General features: G+C 46.8%; 23 protein-coding genes and 1 other annotated feature. Of the genes, 22 read left to right on the top strand and 1 reads right to left on the bottom strand.

Annotation, left to right across the window (positions count from 1 at the left end; all coding sequences use genetic code 11):
* Entirely contained in the window at window positions 1-1,347 is a 1,347-nt protein-coding gene (gene mtaB, locus ADU22_RS22390) for a tRNA (N(6)-L-threonylcarbamoyladenosine(37)-C(2))-methylthiotransferase MtaB (protein ID WP_053364145.1), read from the top strand.
* Between the two features lie 283 nt (window positions 1,348-1,630).
* Here the strand turns inward: mtaB and ADU22_RS22385 are convergent, their stop codons facing one another.
* Complete coding sequence (locus ADU22_RS22385; RefSeq protein WP_053364144.1) at window positions 1,631-2,557, bottom strand: Na/Pi symporter; 927 nt, start codon at window positions 2,555-2,557, stop codon at window positions 1,631-1,633.
* A 204-nt stretch (window positions 2,558-2,761) separates the two neighbouring features.
* Here ADU22_RS22385 and rpsU point away from each other — a divergent pair, with 204 nt between their 5' ends.
* The 21 genes from rpsU (at window position 2,762) to dnaG (ending at window position 22,265) form a co-directional block, all read left to right on the top strand.
* The gene (rpsU, locus tag ADU22_RS22380) at window positions 2,762-2,935 is read left to right on the top strand and encodes a 30S ribosomal protein S21 (RefSeq protein ID WP_015595024.1); all 174 of its coding nucleotides are present in this window, start codon (window positions 2,762-2,764) and stop codon (window positions 2,933-2,935) included.
* Between the two features lie 17 nt (window positions 2,936-2,952).
* On the top strand, window positions 2,953-3,399 hold the full coding sequence (locus ADU22_RS22375) for a GatB/YqeY domain-containing protein (RefSeq protein WP_053364143.1): 447 nt from the start codon (window positions 2,953-2,955) through the stop codon (window positions 3,397-3,399).
* A gap of 233 nt (window positions 3,400-3,632) precedes the next feature.
* Complete coding sequence (locus ADU22_RS22370; RefSeq protein WP_502688752.1) at window positions 3,633-4,949, top strand: NfeD family protein; 1,317 nt, start codon at window positions 3,633-3,635, stop codon at window positions 4,947-4,949.
* A gap of 24 nt (window positions 4,950-4,973) precedes the next feature.
* A complete protein-coding gene (floA, locus tag ADU22_RS22365) occupies window positions 4,974-5,975 on the top strand; it encodes a flotillin-like protein FloA (protein WP_053364142.1) in 1,002 nt (333 codons plus the stop codon).
* Window positions 5,976-6,007: 32 nt separating this feature from the next.
* Complete coding sequence (locus ADU22_RS22360; protein WP_053364141.1) at window positions 6,008-6,493, top strand: YqfB family membrane protein; 486 nt, start codon at window positions 6,008-6,010, stop codon at window positions 6,491-6,493.
* Between the two features lie 91 nt (window positions 6,494-6,584).
* The gene (gene yqfC / locus ADU22_RS22355; RefSeq protein WP_046525902.1) at window positions 6,585-6,869 is read left to right on the top strand and encodes a sporulation protein YqfC; all 285 of its coding nucleotides are present in this window, start codon (window positions 6,585-6,587) and stop codon (window positions 6,867-6,869) included.
* A gap of 15 nt (window positions 6,870-6,884) precedes the next feature.
* On the top strand, window positions 6,885-8,078 hold the full coding sequence (yqfD, locus tag ADU22_RS22350; RefSeq protein WP_053364140.1) for a sporulation protein YqfD: 1,194 nt from the start codon (window positions 6,885-6,887) through the stop codon (window positions 8,076-8,078).
* Complete coding sequence (locus tag ADU22_RS22345) at window positions 8,075-9,043, top strand: PhoH family protein (protein WP_046526303.1); 969 nt, start codon at window positions 8,075-8,077, stop codon at window positions 9,041-9,043. The genes yqfD and ADU22_RS22345 overlap by 4 nt, the downstream gene beginning before the upstream one ends.
* Window positions 9,044-9,181: 138 nt before the next feature.
* Window positions 9,182-11,347, top strand: coding sequence for an HD family phosphohydrolase (locus tag ADU22_RS22340; protein WP_053364139.1), 2,166 nt, complete (start codon window positions 9,182-9,184; stop codon window positions 11,345-11,347).
* Window positions 11,344-11,814: an rRNA maturation RNase YbeY gene (gene ybeY, locus ADU22_RS22335; RefSeq protein WP_053364138.1), complete on the top strand. Its 471-nt coding sequence runs from the start codon at window positions 11,344-11,346 to the stop codon at window positions 11,812-11,814. Before ADU22_RS22340 ends, ybeY begins: the two co-directional genes overlap by 4 nt.
* Complete coding sequence (locus ADU22_RS22330) at window positions 11,792-12,187, top strand: diacylglycerol kinase family protein (RefSeq protein ID WP_053364137.1); 396 nt, start codon at window positions 11,792-11,794, stop codon at window positions 12,185-12,187. The genes ybeY and ADU22_RS22330 overlap by 23 nt, the downstream gene beginning before the upstream one ends.
* 245 nt (window positions 12,188-12,432) lie before the next feature.
* Entirely contained in the window at window positions 12,433-12,831 is a 399-nt protein-coding gene (locus tag ADU22_RS22325; protein WP_053364136.1) for a cytidine deaminase, read from the top strand.
* Complete coding sequence (gene era / locus ADU22_RS22320; protein ID WP_053364135.1) at window positions 12,824-13,741, top strand: GTPase Era; 918 nt, start codon at window positions 12,824-12,826, stop codon at window positions 13,739-13,741. The genes ADU22_RS22325 and era overlap by 8 nt, the downstream gene beginning before the upstream one ends.
* 177 nt (window positions 13,742-13,918) lie before the next feature.
* Window positions 13,919-14,062 (top strand): YqzL family protein, encoded by a 144-nt coding sequence (locus ADU22_RS24030; RefSeq protein ID WP_064537409.1) that lies wholly within the window; start codon window positions 13,919-13,921, stop codon window positions 14,060-14,062.
* A gap of 32 nt (window positions 14,063-14,094) precedes the next feature.
* Window positions 14,095-14,847 carry a DNA repair protein RecO gene (gene recO / locus ADU22_RS22315; protein ID WP_053364715.1) on the top strand — a complete coding sequence of 251 codons (753 nt, stop codon included), beginning with the start codon at window positions 14,095-14,097 and terminating at the stop codon, window positions 14,845-14,847.
* A 54-nt stretch (window positions 14,848-14,901) separates the two neighbouring features.
* Window positions 14,902-15,071: a binding site (T-box leader), on the top strand.
* 81 nt (window positions 15,072-15,152) lie between these two features.
* Entirely contained in the window at window positions 15,153-16,043 is an 891-nt protein-coding gene (gene glyQ, locus ADU22_RS22310) for a glycine--tRNA ligase subunit alpha (RefSeq protein WP_053364134.1), read from the top strand.
* On the top strand, window positions 16,036-18,108 hold the full coding sequence (gene glyS, locus ADU22_RS22305) for a glycine--tRNA ligase subunit beta (protein WP_053364133.1): 2,073 nt from the start codon (window positions 16,036-16,038) through the stop codon (window positions 18,106-18,108). Before glyQ ends, glyS begins: the two co-directional genes overlap by 8 nt.
* A gap of 143 nt (window positions 18,109-18,251) precedes the next feature.
* A complete protein-coding gene (gene ccpN, locus ADU22_RS22300; RefSeq protein ID WP_082252968.1) occupies window positions 18,252-18,884 on the top strand; it encodes a transcriptional regulator CcpN in 633 nt (210 codons plus the stop codon).
* Between the two features lie 16 nt (window positions 18,885-18,900).
* On the top strand, window positions 18,901-19,719 hold the full coding sequence (locus ADU22_RS22295) for a pyruvate, water dikinase regulatory protein (RefSeq protein WP_046526312.1): 819 nt from the start codon (window positions 18,901-18,903) through the stop codon (window positions 19,717-19,719).
* A gap of 279 nt (window positions 19,720-19,998) precedes the next feature.
* Window positions 19,999-20,454 (top strand): YaiI/YqxD family protein, encoded by a 456-nt coding sequence (locus ADU22_RS22290; RefSeq protein ID WP_082252967.1) that lies wholly within the window; start codon window positions 19,999-20,001, stop codon window positions 20,452-20,454.
* 5 nt (window positions 20,455-20,459) lie between these two features.
* Window positions 20,460-22,265: a DNA primase gene (gene dnaG / locus ADU22_RS22285; protein WP_053364131.1), complete on the top strand. Its 1,806-nt coding sequence runs from the start codon at window positions 20,460-20,462 to the stop codon at window positions 22,263-22,265.
* Window positions 22,266-22,269: the final 4 nt, after the last annotated feature.

The following is a 22,269-nucleotide window of genomic DNA, read 5'->3' as shown; positions in this document are numbered from 1 at the left end:
ATGCCTACAGTTGCTTTTCATACACTCGGATGTAAAGTGAACCACTATGAAACCGAGGCAATCTGGCAATTGTTCAAAGAGCAAAATTATGACCGTGTTGATTTTGAATCAACTGCGGATGTTTATGTAATAAATACATGTACCGTTACAAATACAGGGGATAAGAAGAGCCGCCAGGTAATCCGGCGTGCGGTGAGGAAAAATCCTGATGCTGTTATCTGTGTCACTGGCTGCTATGCCCAGACTTCACCAGCGGAGATTATGGCGATCCCTGGAGTCGATATTGTCGTGGGTACGCAGGACCGTGTGAAGATGCTTGAGTATATTGAACAGTACAAAACAGAACGCCAGCCAATCAATGGCGTCCGCAATATCATGAAGAACCGCGTCTATGAAGAGCTTGATGTCCCGGCTTTTACAGACCGTACAAGAGCTTCGCTGAAAATCCAGGAAGGCTGCAATAATTTCTGTACCTTCTGCATTATCCCATGGGCCCGCGGCCTGATGAGGTCACGCGATCCGCAGGAGGTAATCCGCCAGGCCCAGCAGCTGGTCGATGCCGGCTACAAGGAGATTGTCCTGACCGGAATCCATACTGGAGGCTATGGTGAGGACATGAAGGATTACAACCTGGCCTCCCTGCTGGCAGACCTAGAAGCACAGGTTAAAGGATTGAAGAGGCTCCGGATTTCCTCCATTGAGGCCAGCCAGATTACGGACGAGGTCATCGATGTGATCGACCGTTCGAATATAATCGTCCGCCATTTGCACATCCCGCTCCAGTCAGGCTCTGATACCGTTTTGAAGCGGATGCGCCGTAAATATACAATGGAGTTCTTCGGCGAGCGTCTTAACCGGCTCAAAGAGGTGCTTCCCGGACTTGCCGTTACATCCGATGTCATTGTCGGCTTCCCGGGAGAAACGGAAGAAGAGTTTATGGAAACTTATAATTTTATTAAAGAACACAAGTTTTCCGAGCTTCATGTATTCCCATATTCCAAACGTACGGGTACACCAGCTGCCCGCATGGATGACCAGATCGATGAGGATGTGAAGAATGAGCGCGTCCATCTTCTTATTGCCCTTTCCGACCAGCTGGCAAAGGAATATGCTTCCCGGTTTGAAGGAGAAGTGCTTGAGGTCATTCCGGAAGAAGAGTACAAGGAGAAGGACGGCCATTATGTCGGCTATACGGATAACTACCTGAAAGTCATCCTGCCGGCCACTGAAGACATGGTTGGCAAGATTGTCAAAGTCAAGCTTCTAAAGGCAGGCTACCCTTATAATGAGGGCCAATTTGTGCGCGTGCTGGAAGATGAAACTGCTGATGAAAAAGCTGTGGTATAGTGAAAAGGAATTGCCTATTGCGGCAATTCCTTTTTTATAAGATAAGAAAGTTTAAATTTGACCCCTGGATAACTGTCTAGCTCCAGCGCCTAGCCAGTTTTCATCTTTGGCTTAGCTTCTTGGAGTATCTTGCGAGAAGCGCAGCTTTGAGCAGCTCGAGTCATAAGCCACTCCAGAATTGAAGGCAAAGAACGCCTTCTATTCTGGAGCGTCTTATGCTGGTCGGGCTGAGCACAAAGGAAAGCTTCCAAGAATAAGCATCACAGGAACAATCCGCTTTTCTTTAATCTTTGTTCCCGTGAAGGATGATGATCATCCTCCCGAACCTGTCCGCAACGGGAAGAACCAGCAGTGACGAAACGATATTAAATAAAACACTTGCATGTGCCAGCTGAACGTCCATCCTGTCAGCTGTCATCGGGGCAATCAGGGCGTAATCATCTATAAAAGGCAAAAATGCCAGTGTACCCGCAATATTCAACCAAAGGTGGGCATAAGCGGTCAGCCTGGCCTCTTTTCCCGCCCCTGCAGAAGCAAGCAGAGCGGTTGCACAAGTGCCTATATTGGCCCCCAGCATGGCAGCGACTGCAGCACCGAACTGCATCGTTCCTTCTGACAGGAAGCCCATTAGAATTCCGGACATGGCTGTACTGGACTGGATGATTGCCGTTATCACTGTTCCCGTTCCCAGGCTGTAAAGCAGGCTGTCATTTAACCGGGCCAGCCATTGCTCAACGACCGGGAGGCTTGTAAGGGGGCCGGCCAGGTATGAAAACCCTCTCATGGCCAGGAACACAGCTGCCATTCCGAAAAGAATTTGCCCGATATTCCTGTGCAGTTCCTTCCTGGCAAGGATCAGAACGGCCCCTATGATTGCAAGGGGAACAATGAAAACATCAAGATTGATGGTGATCAATTCCAGGGTGAAGGTCGTTCCGATATTGGATCCCAATATAATGCCAATTGATTGTCTAAACGTAAGCATCCCGGCACTGATCAGGCCGATTGTGATGACCATGACGGCGGAACTGCTGTGGAGGATGGCTGTAACAAGTGTACCTGCAAGCAAGCCTTTCAGAGGTGTGCCTGTCATCCTGGCGAGCCAGCCCCTCATGGAGTCAGCAGACAGTTGAAACAGCCCTCTTCTTAAAATCATCATACCCGAGAGAAATATTCCAACAAACAAGATGAACAGAAAAGCATAGACCATTGACCCCACCCTTTCTCTTTCTATATCTATGACTGGATGGGCTGGACATGCCGAAATCTTTTCCTGAATAGGGACAAATGATTATTCTTTAATCCATGTATGATTTTCAGTTGACCTTGCTTCGCTAGTATATTATAATTGCAAGGTACATGGTTCCCATGTGTTTTCATGTAAGTGTGTTGTGTTCGGAGGGAGGGAAAGAGAATGTCTAAAACTGTTGTTCGCAAAAACGAATCGCTTGAAGATGCTCTTCGACGCTTCAAACGTACTGTTTCTAAGTCAGGTACAATTCAAGAAGCTAGAAAGCGCGAATTCTACGAAAAACCAAGTGTTAAGCGTAAGAAAAAGTCTGAAGCTGCCAGAAAACGCAAGTTCTAAGAGAGGGTGGAATTATTTTGAGTCTTCTCGAGCGTTTAAATAAAGATATGATCCAAGCGATGAAGAACAAGGAAAAAGACAAACTCACGACAATTCGGATGATGAAGTCGTCCTTGCAAAACGAAGCAATCAAGCTCGGGAAGCAAGAGTTGTCGGCTGAGGAAGAATTGACTGTACTTTCTCGCGAATTAAAACAACGCAAAGATTCCCTCCAGGAATTTGAAAAAGCAGGTCGCCAAGACCTTGCGGAAAAACTGCGCATCGAAATCGAACATGTCGAGCAGTATATGCCGGAACAGTTAAGCGAAGAAGAGCTTGTCAGCGTCATCAAGCAATCCATTGCTGAAACTGGTGCTGCGTCTAAGGCCGATATGGGAAGAGTGATGGCTGCTATCATGCCGAAGGTAAAAGGCAAAGCAGACGGGTCGCTCGTCAACAAACTTGTACAACAACACCTTTCATAAAAAAATGTGACTAAGGGCCGCGAGCATTTGCTTGCGGCCTTTTTAGTGATCCCGAATTTCCGCCGGGACGGCAATTAAAGGATGTTCCTGGTAATAAAAGTGACTGTCTATGGTATGATAAAAATATACATAGTCTTAAGGCTGCTGTTCATCCTTCCAAAAAGAATGAAACCTAACGGACACTTAGACCGTAATACAGGAAGCCGCTTAAACGAGAGAGGGGGAATGGGATATTGAGGCTTAGCCGGATGATAGTATTGCTCACTTTGCTTATGGGGCTTGTGCTGTCGGCTTTCCCTTTGCTGCCATCGGCTCAAGATGAAACCGTTTATATTGTCCCGGTTGAAGCTACAGTGGAAAAAGGCCTCTATGCCTTTTTGGATAGGGCTGTATCCGAAGCTGAAGCCGATGATGCTTCTGCCATTATTTTTGAAATTAATACTCCGGGCGGGGCGGTTGATGCAGCGGGCGAAATTGGGAAATTGTTTACTTCCACCAACATGCGGACAATAGCCTTCGTAAATAAGCAGGCTTTGTCGGCTGGCGCCTATATTTCGCTGAATGCCGATGAGATTTATATGGTGCCGGGTGCTGTAATGGGATCGGCGGCGATCATTGATCAAAGCGGAAACACGGCCGGGAAAAAAGCGGAATCCTACTGGTTCGCAGCCATGAGGAGTGCTGCCCAGGAATCAGGAAGGGATCCGATTTATGCTTTGGCGATGGCAGATGAAAATGTCGACCTGCCTGAGTATGGGGCAGGAAAAGGGGAGCTCCTGACGCTGACTGCGGAGCAGGCACTTGAAGTTGGCTATTCGGAAGGAACGGTCAAGGACCGGGATGAATTGCTGGCGGAACTTGGCTTTGAGAAGGCAGCCGTCAAAGAGGTGGAAGAGAGTTTTGCGGAGAAGGTTGCCAGATTCATTACAAATCCGGTAGTCACCTCGGTGCTGATTACGATTGGCAGCCTGGGTCTTGTATTGGAACTTTATTCGCCTGGTTTTGGGATACCAGGCTTTATGGGGATTTCTTCCCTGCTGCTCTTTTTCTACGGCCATATGGTGGCTGGCCTGGCTGGGTATGAAGCAATCATTCTTTTTGCCATTGGTGTCGGCTTGATGATCCTGGAATTTTTCATTGCAGGAGGTATTGTCGGGATTATCGGTTTCATTGCCGTAATCGCCAGTTTCTTCATGGCCTCCGGGAATGTCATGCATATGGGTATTACCCTTTTGATTGCCATGGCGGCAACAATTCTGGTTTCCATCCTTATGGTAAAGGTGTTGGGGAAAAGGATGAAATTATTCGGCAAAATTATTCTCACTGATTCTACAAGTACCGAGGGCGGTTATGTATCGAACAAAAACCGGACGGAACTGATCGGCCTTGAGGGAACGACTGTTACAGCGCTAAGGCCAGCGGGTACCGTGGTTGTAGGCGACGAGAGACTGGATGTAGTAAGTGAAGGAAGTTTTATTCAGAAAGACAAGAAAGTAAAAATAGTCAAGACGGAAGGGTCACGTGTTGTGGTCCGGGAAGTTCCGGAATGACCATGATGAATTGGAGGAATTGATATGGCATTGACATCAGGTACTGTTTTTTTGCTGGTCGCCGTTGTGCTCGGCCTGCTGCTTCTCAGCGTCCTTTTTACCTTTGTTCCCGTAATGCTCTGGATTTCTGCCCTGGCGGCCGGAGTTAGGGTAAGCATCTTCACACTGATTGGAATGAGGCTCCGCCGGGTTATCCCGAGCCGGGTTATCAATCCGTTGATCAAGGCACATAAGGCTGGGTTGGGAGTAACGACAAACCAGCTTGAGAGCCATTACCTTGCCGGAGGGAATGTCGACAGGGTTGTTAATGCCCTGATCGCTGCACACCGTGCGAATATCGAGTTGTCTTTTGAGCGGGCGGCCGCTATTGATCTTGCCGGCCGGGACGTACTTGAGGCAGTGCAGATGAGCGTTAATCCAAAGGTTATCGAAACACCGTTCATCGCCGGTGTCGCGATGGATGGAATCGAAGTAAAAGCGAAAGCCCGCATTACTGTTAGGGCCAACATCGACAGGCTTGTCGGGGGTGCTGGAGAGGATACCATCGTTGCGCGTGTCGGTGAAGGGATTGTCTCGACCATTGGTTCTTCCGATAACCATAAAAAAGTCCTGGAAAACCCGGATATGATTTCACAGACAGTCCTTTCCAAGGGCCTGGATGCAGGCACAGCCTTTGAAATCCTCTCGATCGATATTGCGGATGTTGACATCGGCAAGAACATCGGTGCCGAACTCCAGACGGAACAGGCGGAAGCCGACAAGAAGATTGCCCAGGCAAAGGCTGAGGAACGCCGTGCCATGGCTGTTGCCCAGGAGCAGGAAATGAAGGCGCGCGTACAGGAAATGAGAGCGAAAGTTGTCGAATCCGAGGCAACTGTTCCCCTTGCCATGGCGGAAGCCTTAAGAGATGGAAACATTGGTGTGATGGATTACATGAATATCCAGAACATTTCTGCCGATACCGACATGAGAGACTCCTTTGGGAAGCTTTCTGGCGGCAAAAAAGACGAGAACAAGGATGAATAATTTCCATCCCGCTTTGAAAGGGGGGACCAACCATGGAATTTCTGTTCGATAATCCATTCATTCTTATGATATTGATTGGTCTGATCTCGACATTGTTCGGGAAAAAGGGGGAGCAGCAGGAGCAGCAAAAGAGGCCCCAGCAGAGAAGGCCGTCACAGCAAACCCGTCAAGAGCATCAGCGTTCTGAACGAAAACCTGCACAGCAGCGGCCTGAACGGAGGCCAGCGCCGCCACCGCCGGAAAGAAAGGCTGAACGGACGGCTGCTGCAAGCATCCCTCAGCTGAAGGATGTCCAGAAAGTTTATGAAGATAGAACACGGGAAATCATGGAACCCGCGCGGCATGAACCTCGTACCGCAAGCGGTGCACCCGCTTCGGCTCAGGCTGGCAACGAGGAAAAGCCTGTTACTCTGGATCTGAACCCCGATGGCAAACGCCTGATTGAAGGAATTGCCTGGGCTCAGGTTCTGGGGCCGCCAAGAGCGCGGGATCCCCACCGGACGATGAGGCGAAGATAAGCTTGTCCATCCCGGGGTCGAACCTGTTAAAAAAATGTGCTAGAACCCCTTTTCAGCTCATACATATGAGTTGAAAGGGGGTTCTTTTTTTATGGCAAAGAAATGGAGCCAGCTGATTCGAAACTGGATGACCCAAAAAATGGACCTTCCACCTGATGTCATGATGGATCTCCCCCGTATCACCATGATTGGACAAATCCATATCTATATTGAAAACCACCGCGGTTTACTGGCTTTCTCCGACAAGGAACTGAGGCTGCTCCTGAAACAGGGCCAGCTGCTGGTGAAGGGGAAGGCGTTTGTCATTAAAACCATTCTCCCGGAAGAGATACTGCTTGAAGGGAAAATCGACCAGGTGATATATATCAATGAATGATTCAGGAGGAAGCGCATGAAAAATCGATGGATCAATTTGTTTACGGGAACTCTCCGTGTCAAAGTAACCGGGAAGGGAATCGAGCGTTTTTTGAACCAGCTGACGCGAAATGGAATCCTGATCTGGAATGTGAAAAGGCATGGTACCGAAGCAGTGACATTTCAAATAAATGTGCAGGATGCTAAAAAATTGCGGATTCCTGCAAGGTCCAGCCTGTGTAAAATCCGTTTTATCGAGAGGGCTGGGGGCCCTTTCTTTTTACGGAGGATTTGGACAAACAGCGGTTTTCTGGTGGGGGCGGCTGCATTTCTAATCATTCTCATGTTTTTGTCCAATATGGTTTGGGGAATTGAAATAAAAGGGGCCAGCCCAGCGGTCGAGCATCAAATCCGCAAAGAATTGGCCGGTATGGGCGTGAAAAATGGGAGCCTCCAGTTTACGATCAAAAATGTTGATCTCCTTCAACGTGACCTGACGGATAAAGTGAAGGAAATAACCTGGGTAGGTGTGGAATTAAAGGGGACAACCTACCATTTCCAGGTTGTAGAAAAGGAAGAGCCTGAAAAACCGGAAGCATTTACCCCACAGCATCTTGTAGCAGTAAAAAAGGCGACCATTGTAAAAATGTTTGTTGAGGAAGGCGAATCAGTGGTCCAGCTGAACGATGTGGTACAGCCTGGACAATTGCTTGTCAGCGGCCTGATTGGTAAAGAGGGAGAGAAAAAGCTCGTTCCGGCAAGAGGGGAAATACTGGGAGAAACATGGTATATTTCATCGGTGAACTTGCCCCTGGAATCTACCTTCCAGGTGTTCAGCGGGAATGAGGCAAGAAAGTATCAATTGCAGCTTGGAAAACTTTCCATTCCCGTTTGGGGATTCAAGAAGCATGGATACAATGAATTTGAAAGTGAAGAATCAAAGCACCAAGTAAAATTCCTGAAATGGGAGCTGCCGATAGCCTTTGTTGCGAATACGATTCGTGAAAAAGAAGAAGTCACAAGGACGTACACGAAAAAGGAAGCAATAAAAAGTGCAAGGGAATTGGCCAGAAAGGATATAAAAAAGATTATTCCTGAAGATGCTAAGATTAAAGGGGAAGAGATTTTACATCAATCGATAAAGAATGGTAAAGTAAGAATGTCCATCCATTTTCAAATAATTGAAGATATTGCAAAAGGCCAACCTATAATCCAAGGAGACGAAGAATGACAGAAGACTTCAAAACAAAGGAAATACAACTTGAGAATCCAGAGGCAGCCATTGCCCTGTTCGGAAACTCGGACTCAAACCTGAAGGTCATTGAAAACGAGCTTAAAGTATCGATCATCACTAGAGGAGAGTCGGTAATCGTAGCCGGACAGCCGGAAAATGTGGAAATGGCGCAGGCTGTCATGGAAAAATTAATGGCTGTTGTCCGAAAAGGAATCAATATAAGCCAAAGGGATGTCATCTATGCCCTCCAGCTTGCCAAAAAAGGCACGCTCGAATATTTCCAGGATTTATACGAAGAGGAAATTGCCAGAAACTCAAAAGGAAAACCAGTCCGGGTCAAGACCATTGGACAGCGTCATTATATAAATGCGATTAAAGGACAGGATCTTGTCTTTGGAATTGGTCCTGCAGGAACCGGAAAAACCTATCTGGCGGTTGTGATGGCGGTTAACGCCCTGAAAAACGGGAATGTCACCAAGATCATTCTGACCAGGCCTGCGGTTGAGGCGGGAGAAAGCCTTGGTTTCCTTCCTGGAGACCTTAAGGAAAAAGTCGATCCTTATTTAAGGCCGCTTTATGATGCCCTCCATGACATACTTGGAACGGAGCATACACAGAGGCTGATTGAAAGGGGAACAATTGAAATTGCCCCGCTTGCTTATATGCGCGGCAGGACGCTCGATGATGCCTTCGTCATCCTTGATGAAGCGCAAAACACTACTAAAGCCCAGATGAAAATGTTCCTTACGCGGCTGGGGTTCGGCTCTAAAATGGTGATTACCGGGGACACCACCCAGATTGACCTCCCCCGTGGAGTGAAATCGGGGCTGATCGTTGCTGAAGAGGTGCTGCAAGGAGTCAAAGGAATGTCTTTTATTCATCTGGAGCAGTCCGATGTAGTCCGTCACCCTCTTGTGGCGCGCATTATCAATGCGTATGATAAAAGTGAAGATGGTCAATAGTCTGTCCGACAGGGCAGGCTATTTTTTGCATGTGAGAGGGTGAAAGTTGGAAAAAAAACTGTTATGATGGAAAATATTAAGAGTTTTATCATCCTTTGATTATTTACTCGGCTTGGCAGCCCAGGCAGGAGGTACAGAATGGAAAAGATGCAGCGCCATTTTTCCACTATATTGGATTTGTTGAATATTAAGCTGTTTCGATTGCTGCTATTCCTGATCCTTGGCTTGGTTTTGTTTCTGTCCATGTACAGCAATGTGAAACCGGAAAAGCTCGATCTTACCTTGTTTTCAGTAGCCGACCAGACCATTCGTTCCCCCCTCACCGTGGAGGATAAGGGGAATACTGAAAGGGCAAGACAGGAAGCTGTCAATCAGGTTCAGGATGTTTATATCGTTAAAAAGGAATATGCCCAAAACCAGGTGGACCTGGTTACATCCATTTTCGACTCGGTGACTGAAGTGAATAATGAAATAAAGGCGGAATTAAAGGAACGTGCCGAACAGGACATGGATATGGAAGCAGCAGTCGTTCCAATTGAAGAAAGAGTAGTCAGGGTCAAGGACAAACTCACGGAAGAAGTAACAAAAGTCATTTCTGATCCCGCATTTGCCGCCATGCTCCAGGCAAGGCCAGAAGAGCTGGCTATTGCCAAAGACATGACCTTGACGGCTGTCAATAACGTCATGAGCCGAAGAATTCCGGCGGATGAAGTCGAAAATGGGAAAAAGCGGGTTGAAGAAGAACTTAGGTATACAAGCCTGAACTCCAGCCTGAGGAGCGCCATTATCGAACTTGGCCGGTTCGCCATCATCCAGAATGAATTTTACGATCCCAAGGCAACAGAAGAATTGCGGCAGCAGGCCATTGACAACGTTGAGCCTGTGAAGATCCTCGAAGGCCAGATTATTGTGGAGGAAGGGCAGCTGATCAGCAGGGATGTCTACCAGCAGCTACAGCTGGCCGGATTGCTGAACAGTGATCAATCGCTCAAGCCATTTGCCGGTCTCGCGATGTTTATTTTTATTATCCTGAGTGCCTTGTTCTTTCTGTTTGATGAAATGGGGAAAGCGGAGAAGGTACAAAAACAGCTTTTGATATTCAGCCTGATTTTTGTTTTGTCGATTTTGATCATGAAACTGGTCAGCCTCTTTTCGGAACAGGAGTTTTCGGAAATTGGCTATGTGTTCCCTGCTGCCATGGGCGCCATGCTCATTAAGGTCCTGTTAGATGAGCGGCTGGCTGTATTCCAGACAATTATCACCGGGATTTGCGGCAGCATCATGTTCAATCAGGGTATTACAGGAACTCTGAATGTCACCGTAGCCATTTACATCATTGCGAGCGGACTGGCAGGAATCCTGTATTTAAGGCAGCAGAATCAGAGAAGTAAAATCCTCCAGGCGGGCTTGTTCGTTTCCGTCATCAATCTGTTCGTCATCGTCGCGCTCGTGCTGCTGCGTAACAGCCAGTACACAAGTCTGGAAACCGGCTTTTATTTCATGCTAGCCTTTTTGTCCGGCATCGGCTCAGCGGTGCTGACAATCGGCCTGCTGCCATTTTTAGAGGCAGGCTTCGGCGTGCTTACTGCCATGAAGCTCATTGAGCTATCGAGCCCTAACCATCCGCTGCTGAGGAAAATCCTGACTGAAGCTCCGGGGACCTATCACCACAGTGTGATGGTAGCCAATCTTGCTGAATCTGCCTGCGAGGCAGTAGGGGCAAACGGCCTCCTGGCGAGAGTGGGGTGCTATTATCACGATATAGGCAAAACAAAGCGGCCTCAATTTTTCATCGAAAACCAAATGAATATAGACAACCCTCATGACAAGCTGCCGCCGGTCACGAGCAAGAATATAATTATCGCCCATGCGGCTGATGGAGCGGAAATGCTCAGAAAGCACAAAATGCCGAAGGAAATTGTCGATATTGCCGAACAGCATCATGGTACTACATTGCTGAAATTTTTCTATCACAAGGCCAAACAATCGGGCAGCGATGCAAAAGAAGCGGATTTTCGCTATCCGGGACCGAAGGCACAGACTAAAGAAATTGCGATTATTGGCATAGCGGACAGTGTGGAAGCGGCTGTCAGGTCGATGTCCCGTCCAACCCATGACCAGATTGAAAGCCTCGTCCGGAATATCATAGCCGACCGGCTGCAGGATGGTCAGCTGAATGATTGCGATATCACCCTGAAGGAATTGCAGATTGTCGGTGACAGCTTTTGCGAAACATTAAAAGGAATCTTCCACTCCCGGATTGAATATCCGGAAATGACTAAACAGAAGGTGAAGCAAGCATGACTCTAGAAATAGATTTATTTGATGAAGTCGAGGAACTCGGCGAACACGAAATGACGGAAATTCAAAAGCTTTTGAATTTTGCTGCCCAAAAAGAGGGAGTAGAGGCGGGAAGTGAAGTTTCTGTTACTTTCGTGTCCAATGAGCGCATCCATGAGATTAATCTTGAATACCGGAAGATTGACCGGCCTACGGATGTCATTTCATTTGCCCTCGAGGAAGAAGGCGAAGGTGAATTAACCGTGACAGGGGCACAAATCCCGAGGGTTCTTGGGGATATTATCATCTCCGTTGCCAAGGCGAGGGAGCAGGCAAAGGAATATAACCATTCGTTTATGAGGGAGCTTGGCTTTTTGGCAGTCCATGGCTTTCTTCATCTGCTTGGTTATGACCATGAGACGGAGGAAGATGAAAAGGCAATGTTTTCCAGGCAAAGGGAAATATTGAATGAATATGGGCTCATCAGGTAGAAATGGAACTGGAAAGCCAAGGCTAATCAGATCCTTTGCCTATGCTTTTGCTGGAATCCGGGCGGGATTAAAACAAGAACGGAATTTGCAGATCCATCTTGTAATATCAATGGCTGTAATCCTGCTTGGATTCTTTTGGCGCATTTCAGCTGTCGAATGGCTGTTTATCTGCCTTTCAATTGGAGGCATGCTCGCTTCCGAATTGATGAACAGCGCCATTGAAAAGGCAGTCGATCTTGTGACCACGGAGTACCATCCGCTGGCAAAGCAGGCAAAGGATATGGCTGCAGGTGCCGTTTTGTTATTTGCCATCACTTCCGTCATTATAGGCTTGGTCATTTTTGGCCCAAAGCTTTTACCTTTTCTTTTATAAGCTGCCCCTCCGGACAGCTTTTTTTCATGTGCGGATTGTGCTAAAATTTCGGCTCAGGCGGGCGCTTTGAGGGGAACTTCTTCCCAGTTTGAATCTGACTTCAAAATTAAGTACAATTAAGGTTCGAAAGCAATATCAAAAAGGCAAGCCTATTTTTAGAAAATTTAAAATTTTTTACACTTTTTTGGATTTCCTCGTGAAATTGAAACCAAAATAAGGTAAAATAGTGGAAAGGACGATTTCTAATGGATGTAACATTATTGATTGAAGAAGCAAAAGAGGCAATGAAAAAAGCGTATGTTCCCTACTCGAAGTTTCAGGTCGGTGCTGCGCTGCTTACCGAGGATGGAAAGGTGTACCAAGGCTGCAATATTGAAAACGCTGCATACAGCATGTGCAATTGTGCGGAGCGCACGGCACTTTTCAGCGCGTATGCCCATGGGGACCGGAAGTTTAAAACCCTTGCGGTGATTGCCGATACGGACCGCCCTGTCTCGCCATGCGGAGCCTGCCGCCAGGTCATTTCGGAACTGTGCCCAAAAGACATGAAGGTGGTTTTAACAAACCTGAATGGGGATATTAAAGAAATAACTGTCGAAGAATTGCTGCCAGGAGCATTTTCACCGGAGGATCTACATGAATAACACAGAAGGAAACGGATTTAAATCAGGCTTCATTTCCATCATTGGAAGGCCGAATGTGGGGAAATCCACTTTTTTGAACCGGGTGGTCGGACAAAAAATCGCCATTATGAGCGACAAGCCGCAAACCACCCGGAATAAGGTCCAGGGTGTACTGACACAGGATGACTCACAGCTAATCTTTATCGACACTCCCGGAATCCATAAGCCAAAGCATAAGCTTGGGGATTTCATGATGAAGGTTGCTCAAAATACACTTAAGGAAGTGGACCTGGTCCTGTTCATGGTGAATGCCGAGGAAGGCTATGGCCGCGGCGAAGAATTTATTATTGAGAAGCTGCAGTCCGTCTCCACACCGGTTTTTTTAATCATTAATAAAATTGATCTTGTTCATCCGGATAAACTGTTGCAGTTAATTGAAGGATATAGGGAGAAGTACAGCTTCAAAGAGATTGTTCCTATTTCGGCCCTTGAAGGAAACAATGTCGAAAGGTTATTGGCGCAAATTAAGGAATACTTGCCTGAAGGGCCGCAGTACTACCCGGCCGACCAGGTGACAGATCATCCTGAACGATTTATTGTTTCTGAATTGATTAGGGAAAAAGCCCTGCACTTGACCAGGGAAGAAATCCCCCACTCCCTTGCGGTTGTGATTGAAAAAATGGAACGCAAGCCCGAGAACAAGACGGTCCATGTGATGGCCACCATCGTGGTGGAACGGGATTCACAGAAGGGAATCATTATTGGCAAACAAGGCAGCATGCTGAAGGAAATAGGCAAGCGGGCGAGGCTGGACATTGAGAACCTGCTTGGAACAAAGGTGTTCCTGGAGCTATGGGTAAAAGTGCAGAAAGACTGGAGGAACAGGGCGACCCACCTCCGTGATTATGGCTTTAGGGACGATGAATATTAGAAAGGCCCATTCTGTGCCTTTCTGCCATAACTAATGTATTAGGAATAGACTGGTTTTATGAACCGGGTGTTTTTACAATATTTATGTAACATGAAATTCGAGTGACAGGCTATGATAAATTGTAAGGATTCGGGATAAGAAAATTGCTAGTTGAATAATTGAAAGGTGGGGTTTTCGATGTTGGATTTTACCTGGAAGGTTTTTTCGCAAACAGGTAATATTGACACTTATCTCCTCTTCAAGGAGTTGGAGCAGGAAAGACGAGAAATACCCGGAAATCAGGAGGAAGAGCTAGCAGAAATTGATTTTCCCATCTCATAGGTTTGTCTTCCAGCACTGGATGGTGAAGGATGATGCTGGAGAAATGTGAAGGCATCGTAATACGGACAACTGATTATGCCGAAACAAATAAAATCGTGACTCTATATACTCTTGAATGGGGTAAGGTTGGTGTGATGGCAAGGGGCGCGAAAAAGCCCAACAGCCGGCTGGCGGCAATCACCCAGCCTTTTACATATGGCCAATTCCTCATCCAAAGAGGCAGGGGGCTGGGAAGCCTGCAGCAAGGGGAAATTATTTATTCAATGAGAAGCATGCGGGAAGATATTTTCCTGACTGCCTATGCCAGCTATATCATTGACCTGACTGACAAGAGTACGGAAGAAAAAAAGCCCAATCCTTATTTGTTTCAACTCTTGCTTCAGACGCTGCAGTATTTGGACGAAGGCTATGACCAGGATATCCTTATGCATATTTACGAAATGAAGATGCTCAATGTCCTCGGCCTGTACCCCATTCTTGACCATTGTGCCAACTGCGGCAGGACGGAAGGGACTTTTTCCTTCTCTGTGCGTGAGGGGGGCTTGCTTTGCCAGAATTGCCTTGAAAAAGACCCTTACCACTTTAAAGTCAGCCAGGCATCCATCCGGTTGATGCGGCTGTTTTATTTGCTTGATCTTTCCCGGCTGGGATCCATATCGGTCAAGAATGAAACCAAAGCGGAATTGAAAAAAATGATTACTGCCTATTATGAAGAGTATTCGGGCCTTCATCTTAAAACGAAGAGGTTCCTTGACCAGCTTGACAGCTTTAAGGATAAGCTGTAGGATATTGACAAATCTTATTGTTTTCGCTATGATTTTTAATAAAATTACATATCGATGTTTGCAGTGATGGAAAGGAGTAGCCAATACTCCCTGTAAAGCGATCCCGGGTTGGTGCGAGCCGGGAATGGGGAACTGGTGAAGGGCGTTCCGGAGCAAATTATGATGAAAGTGGCCGCTTTTTGGCGGCAATTAGGGTGGAACCGCGGGTAACTCTCGTCCCTATGCATGCAGCATAGGGACGGGAGTTTTTTGTGTTGGGGAAAGCCAGCTAATTAATAATCAAATACACGAAAGGTGTGTGACAAATGAATATTCAAAATATGATTCTAACCCTTCAGAAGCATTGGTCTGACCAGGGCTGCATCCTTATGCAGGCATATGATGTTGAAAAAGGAGCAGGAACGATGAGCCCTTATACCTTCCTGCGGGCCATTGGACCGGAGCCGTGGAATGTTGCCTATGTAGAGCCTTCTCGCAGGCCGGCTGATGGGCGATACGGCGAGAATCCCAACCGGTTGTATCAGCATCATCAATTCCAGGTAATCATGAAACCATCACCGGATAACATTCAGGAGCTTTACCTTGACTCATTGAAGGCTTTGGGAATCAATCCGCTGGAGCATGATATCCGGTTTGTTGAAGACAATTGGGAGAACCCTTCACTCGGCTGTGCAGGGCTGGGCTGGGAAGTATGGCTTGATGGCATGGAAATTACGCAGTTCACTTATTTCCAGCAGGTGGGCGGACTTGAGTGCAAGCCTGTATCAGTCGAAATCACATACGGAATCGAAAGGCTTGCGTCATATATACAGGACAAAGAAAATGTGTTTGAACTTGAGTGGACAAATGGCTTTACAGTCAGGGATATATTTGGACAGCCTGAATATGAGCATTCAAAATATACATTTGAGACCTCCGATCCGGACATGCTGTTCCATCTCTTTAATGTATACGAGAAGGAAGCGCACAGGCAAATGGATGAAGGGCTTGTCCATCCTGCCTATGATTATGTCCTGAAATGCTCCCATGTGTTCAATATTCTTGATGCAAGAGGAGCCATATCCGTAACCGAAAGAACCGGCTACATTGCACGATGCCGAAATCTGGCCAGAAAAGTGGCCAAAACCTTCTATGAAGAGAGAGAAAAACTTGGCTTCCCAATCCTGGAGCGAAAGGAGAACCCGGAACATGAGTAAACAAAATTTATTGCTGGAAATTGGCCTTGAAGAAATGCCGGCCAGATTTATCAATGATTCCATTGCCCAGCTTGCCGCTAAAGTAGAAAATTGGCTTTCCGAAAAAAACATCGGGTTTACAAACATTCAAGCATTTGCTACGCCAAGGCGCCTTGCTGTTCTGGTAAATGATGTCGCCGAGCGCCAGGAGGACAGCCATGAGGAAGCGAAGGGACCGGCAAGGAAAATTGCCMTGACACCGGATGGTGATTGGTCAAAGGCAGCAGCAGGCTTCACCCGTGGACAGGGCATGACAGTTGACGATATTTATTTCAAGGAAATAAACGGCATTGAATATGCCCATGTCAAAAAGTTTATCGAAGGGCAGGAAACCGCAGGACTTCTGCCAGAAATGAAACAAATTATTACTTCATTGAATTTTCCGAAGAATATGCGCTGGGGAGACCAGGAACTCCGCTATGTAAGGCCGATAAAATGGATTGTGGCCCTGTTCGGGCAGGAGATTGTGCCTTTCTCCATCGCAGGAGTATCGACAGGACGAACAACCTATGGCCATCGGTTCCTTGGCGGGAAGATTGAACTGGGKTCCCCGGAAAGCTATGAAGAAGAGATTAAGGGACAATTTGTACTTGCAGATTCGGAAAAGAGGAAGCAGGTAATTGTATCCCAGCTTCAAAGGCTTGAAGAAGAAAACAACTGGATCATACCTGTTGATGAAGACCTTCTGGATGAGGTGAACAACCTGGTCGAATATCCGACCGCTCTATATGGGAAATTCGAAAAGGAATACCTTGATATTCCCGAAGAAGTACTCATTACGTCAATGAAAGAACACCAGCGTTATTTCCCGGTGAAAGGAAAAGACGGCAGCTTGCTGCCAAATTTTGTAACAGTGAGGAATGGCGATCAGCGCCATATTGATACGGTTGCCCGGGGGAACGAAAAAGTATTGCGCGCAAGGCTTGCTGATGCGGCATTCTTCTACAGGGAAGACCAAAGACTAAAGATTGAAACAGCGCTTGAAAAGCTGAAGAATATTGTTTACCACGAAGAGATTGGTACCCTGGCAGAAAAGACTGCCCGTGTGCGGAAGCTTTCAAGCTTAATCGGAGAAAGGCTGGGCCTTGACAGCGAAACCATTCAGCATGCGGACCGTGCTGCTGAAATCAGCAAATTCGACCTGGTCACCCAGATGGTGTATGAATTCCCGGAGCTTCAGGGAATCATGGGTGAAAAATATGCCCTTCAAAAAGGTGAGCATCCGGCGGTCGCACAGGCTATCAATGAACATTATAAGCCGCGTAACGCGGAAGACGGCACTGCAGAAAGTGATGCAGGCGCTGTAGTGGCATTGGCTGAAAAGCTTGACACCATCTGTTCTTTTTTTGCCATCGGTGTGATTCCAAGCGGTTCGCAAGACCCATATGCTTTGAGAAGACAGGCTTCAGGCATTGTCCTTACCCTTGTGAATAAAAATTGGAATATCGCACTTGAAACATTGATAGGACTTTCCCTGAACCTTGTATCTCAGGCTGGACTCGGGAAGCGCAGCGAGGAAGAATCATTTAAAGATCTTATTCAATTCTTTGGACTCCGCCTCAAACACCTTCTTCAGGAACGGGGTATCCGCTACGATATCATAGATGCCGTTCTTGGCGGCGGACTGAGAAGCGTCCCAGGGCTTATTGAAAGAGCGGATGTACTGCAGGAGCATGTCAATGCGCCGGACTTCAAGGAGAGCATGGAAGCGTTGAGCCGTGTGCTCAATATTGCGAACAAAGCCGAAGTCAGGGGAGACATTGACCCTGAACTTTTTGAAAATGAGCATGAAAATGAGCTGTATTCCAGGTATCTGGAATCTGCCAGGGAAGAAGAAGACCATATAGATGCAGCAAGATTCTATCATTTGCTTCTTGAATTGAAACCAGCCATCAATGCTTATTTTGACCATACAATGGTAATGGCGGAGCAACAGGATGTCCGGGAAAACCGGCTGAACCAAATGGCTGCCCTGGCGGCTCTAATTATGAAGTTTGCCAAGGTAAATGACATTAACGTAAAATAGCACCTTAACAGAACCGCTGTGCCTGCGAAATCGGCAGGCCCGGCAGTTTTGTTTGCAAAGAATCCATAAACGTAACCATTCCTAACGGGTAAATAGTATATAATGTTTTTAGTTAGGGCTGTTTAAACACGGTTCAATAGGCGGTGAGTAAAATCGAACTTAATAAGCGCCAGGAACAAATATTGAATATTGTAAAGGACAATGGCCCCATTACGGGGGAGCAAATCGCCGACCGGCTTAATTTGACCAGGGCCACACTAAGGCCTGACCTCGCGATTCTGACCATGGCAGGCTACCTTGATGCAAGGCCGAGAGTAGGATATTTCTATACTGGAAAAAGCGGCAATCAGCTTTTAACGGACAGCCTCAAGAAAATCGTTGTAGGAGATTACCAGTCAATTCCCGTCGTCATTATGGAGGACGTATCGGTATACGACGCGATTGTGACGATGTTCCTTGAGGATGTGGGTACGCTGTTTGTGGTGGACAAAAGGTCTCATCTTGCCGGAGTCCTGTCAAGGAAGGACCTTTTAAGGGCGAGCATAGGCAAGCAGGAGCTGACGGCATTGCCAGTCAATATCATCATGACACGCATGCCTAACGTCACAGTATGCAAAAAAGAGGATTTACTGATTGATGCTGCCAAGAAGCTGATTGATAAACAAATCGACGCTCTGCCTATTGTTAAGGAAGCAGGGCAGGGGCTGGAAATTGTCGGCAGGCTGACAAAAACAAATATTACCAGGGCATTTGTGGCCCTGGCTGAGGAAGAGTAGGAGGCTGGCGGTTCCAATGGATAAGTTGCCTATTATTTATGTTGTTTCCGATTCCGTGGGAGAGACTGCGGAACTAGTGACAAAGGCTGCACTCAGCCAATTTCCAAAATCGGAATTCACTCTGAGGAGGTACCCGTTTGTCGAGGATACTTCCAATATTGAAGAAGTGCTAGCGCTCGCCAAGCTCAACGGCGGCATGATTGCCTATACTTTGGTGAGGCCTGAGATAAATGCTTATATGAGGGAAGCTGCAGCAAGGGAAGGGATAGTCATTTGCGACATTCTCGGGCCATTGATGCAGCAGATACAAACCCAGTGCGGGGAAACGCCCCTCTACGAACCTAGGCTTGTACGGAAACTGGATCAGGATTACTTCAAGAAAATAGAGGCGATAGAATTTGCCGTAAAGTATGATGACGGCCGGGATCCCCGCGGCATCCTTAAAGCTGAAATCGTCCTGATCGGCATATCCCGGACATCAAAGACACCATTGTCGCAATACCTGGCCCATAAACGCTATAAGGTGGCAAACGTCCCGATTGTACCGGAAATCGATCCTCCTGAAGAACTCACTTTGGTTCCGGGCAGCAAATGCTTCGGATTGAGGATTTCTCCCGAAAAGCTGATTCAAATCCGGAGGGAGAGGCTTATTTCCCTGGGACTGAATGATCGGGCTGTATACGCCAATATCGAGAGGATAAAAGAGGAAATCGATTATTTTGATGCTGTTATTGAAAAAATAGGCTGTCCGGTAATCGATGTCACAAACAAAGCGGTGGAAGAAACGGCGAATGTCATTATGAGCATAATGATGAATAAGCAACCGAGGCAATAGCACATGGACCATGTGCTATTGTTTTTGCGATGCAGTTTTTTTATTAAATCCTGAAGATAAAATTATGGAAAAAAAGCCTTTCTTATACTATAATAAAAAATTGTGATAAAAAAACACATGTTTAGGTTTAGACTTGGCAAAAACCGAATAAACTATTTATTGTTACATGTCAAGGGAATGGACTTAAAATAATTCGACAAAAGGTGAATTATAAAAAAATCGGGCCAAAAGAAGGAAAATGCGGAGTGATGTAGAATTACTAGTTATGAACCGGACTGTATGACTATTTTTGTCGACGCAGATTCTTGTCCTGTTAAGCAGGAAATTGTCGAAATTGCTTCGAATTATAATGTACAACTTGTTTTTGTCGCATCATATGCCCATATGATGAATGATTCCCAATCCGGTAAATGGGTATTTGTAGATTGTGAAAAAGAGGCAGCAGACCTTTATATCATGAATCACACAAAGAAAGGCGACCTTGCCGTCACCCAGGATATCGGCCTTGCCTCCACTTTGCTTCCCAAAGGGGTTTATGTCCTCTCGCCAAGGGGAATTCAGTTTGAAGAAAAGGATATCCAGACTGCTCTTGAACTAAGGCATCTCTCGGCAAAAGCAAGGAGGCGGGGAGAATATGGCAAGGGTCCCAGACGATTCAGTGAAGAGGACCGGACCACATTCGGGAAAGAATTCACCAGGCTTTTGTCGAATTCTCAATGTAGAAAATTGGAGTAATGAACATGGCAGAGAGGATTGCGGAAGAGAAAATTAACGAAATCCGCCAGGCGATTGATATTGCTGATGTCATCGGGGATTATGTCCAGTTAAAGAAACAGGGAAGGAATTACTTTGGTCTTTGCCCTTTTCACGGGGAGAATACTCCATCGTTTTCCGTCTCAGCCGACAAGCAGATATACCATTGCTTCGGCTGTGGTGCAGGCGGCAACGTGTATTCCTTCTTAATGGAGATTGATGGCCTCTCTTTTCAGGAAGCAGCCGTCAAACTGGCGGAACGGGCTAATGTCCAGCTGGACATAGAGGCAGCACCTCTTAAAAAGAAGGCTGTTCCCGGACATCACCAGCAGATGATCGAGGCCCACGACCTGCTCCGGAAATTTTACCATCATCTGCTTGTCAATACAGATGAGGGGCAGCATGCTCTCGAATACTTGGAGAGCAGGGGCATATCCCGGGAATCGATTGAGAAGTTCCAGATAGGGTATGCGCTGCCGACATGGGAGTTTGCAAGCAATCTCTTGCATAAAAGAGGTTTTGCATTGGAGCAGATGGAAAAAGCGGGGTTGGTAATTCAAAGGGAAAAGGACGGGACGTATTTTGACCGTTTCAGGGACAGGATCATGTTCCCCATTCTGGATCACCAAGGAAATACGATTGCGTTCTCCGGCAGAGCATTGGGGGCCGATGAGCCCAAATACCTGAACAGCCCGGAAACGCCAATCTTTAATAAAAGCAAAATCCTGTATAACTTTTCCCTGGCAAGGCCTTCAATCCGAAGGCAGCAGCAAATCATTCTTTTTGAAGGGTTCGCAGATGTCATAGCAGCCGACAGGGCAGGTGTTGAAAACGGCGTTGCCACAATGGGAACATCACTAACGTCAGACCACGTTGCAATCATTAAGAAAAATGCTCAGCTGGTAACAATCTGTTACGACTCCGACAATGCCGGGGTAGAGGCTGCCTACAGGGCATCGATGATGCTTCAGGAAGCTGGCTGTCCGGTGAAGGTGGCCCAGATGCCATCAGGGCTCGACCCGGATGACTTTGTAAGGAAACATGGCGAGGAAAAATTCAGGAACGAGGTCATTGGTTCCAGTTCACCGCTGATGTCCTTTAAACTCCATTATTTCCGCAGGGGAAAAAACCTTCAAAACGAAGGAGACCGCCTTCAATACGTTGATGAAGTCCTGAATGAAATCAGCAGCCTGAAAAGCGCGGTTGAGAAAGATTACTATCTGAGGCAGATTGCTGATGAATTTTCGCTCTCACTCGAGGCCTTGAAACAGCAGGCTTCGCATAACAGCAAGAGCAGGCCTTCACAGCCTTCACGGGAAGAACAGGCATCTGCACCCAGGCAATTTGTCCCATCCAGGCAGCAGGGATTAAGGAAGGCTTATTACGAAGCCGAAAGGCGCCTGATTTCCCATATGCTCAAGGATAGCGAGCTTGCATACAAGGTCCAGGAGATGCTTCAGGGAAACACTTTCAATGTGGATGAACATCAGGCAATCATTACGTACTTATTAGGATTTTATGAAAAAGGGCATGAGCCGGACCTTAATGGGTTCTTAAATTATCTTCCCGATAATAAATTAAGAAGTGTTGTTGCAGACATCGGAATGATACCCCTCAACGAAGAGCTTGTGGAACATGAATTAACTGATTATATCAAGCAGGTGTTGAATTATCAAAAGATGTTAAAGATAAAAAATAAACAGGCTGAACAAAAGGAAGCAGAAAAACAAAGTGATTATATGCGTGCAGCTGCAATCGCAATGGAAATCATCCAGCTGCGAAAGTCCTTATAGATCA

Source organism: Bacillus sp. FJAT-27251 (assembly GCF_001273925.1).
GTDB lineage: Bacteria > Bacillota > Bacilli > Bacillales > Cytobacillaceae > Mesobacillus_B.
This window is presented reverse-complemented; position numbering and strand designations above follow the sequence as displayed.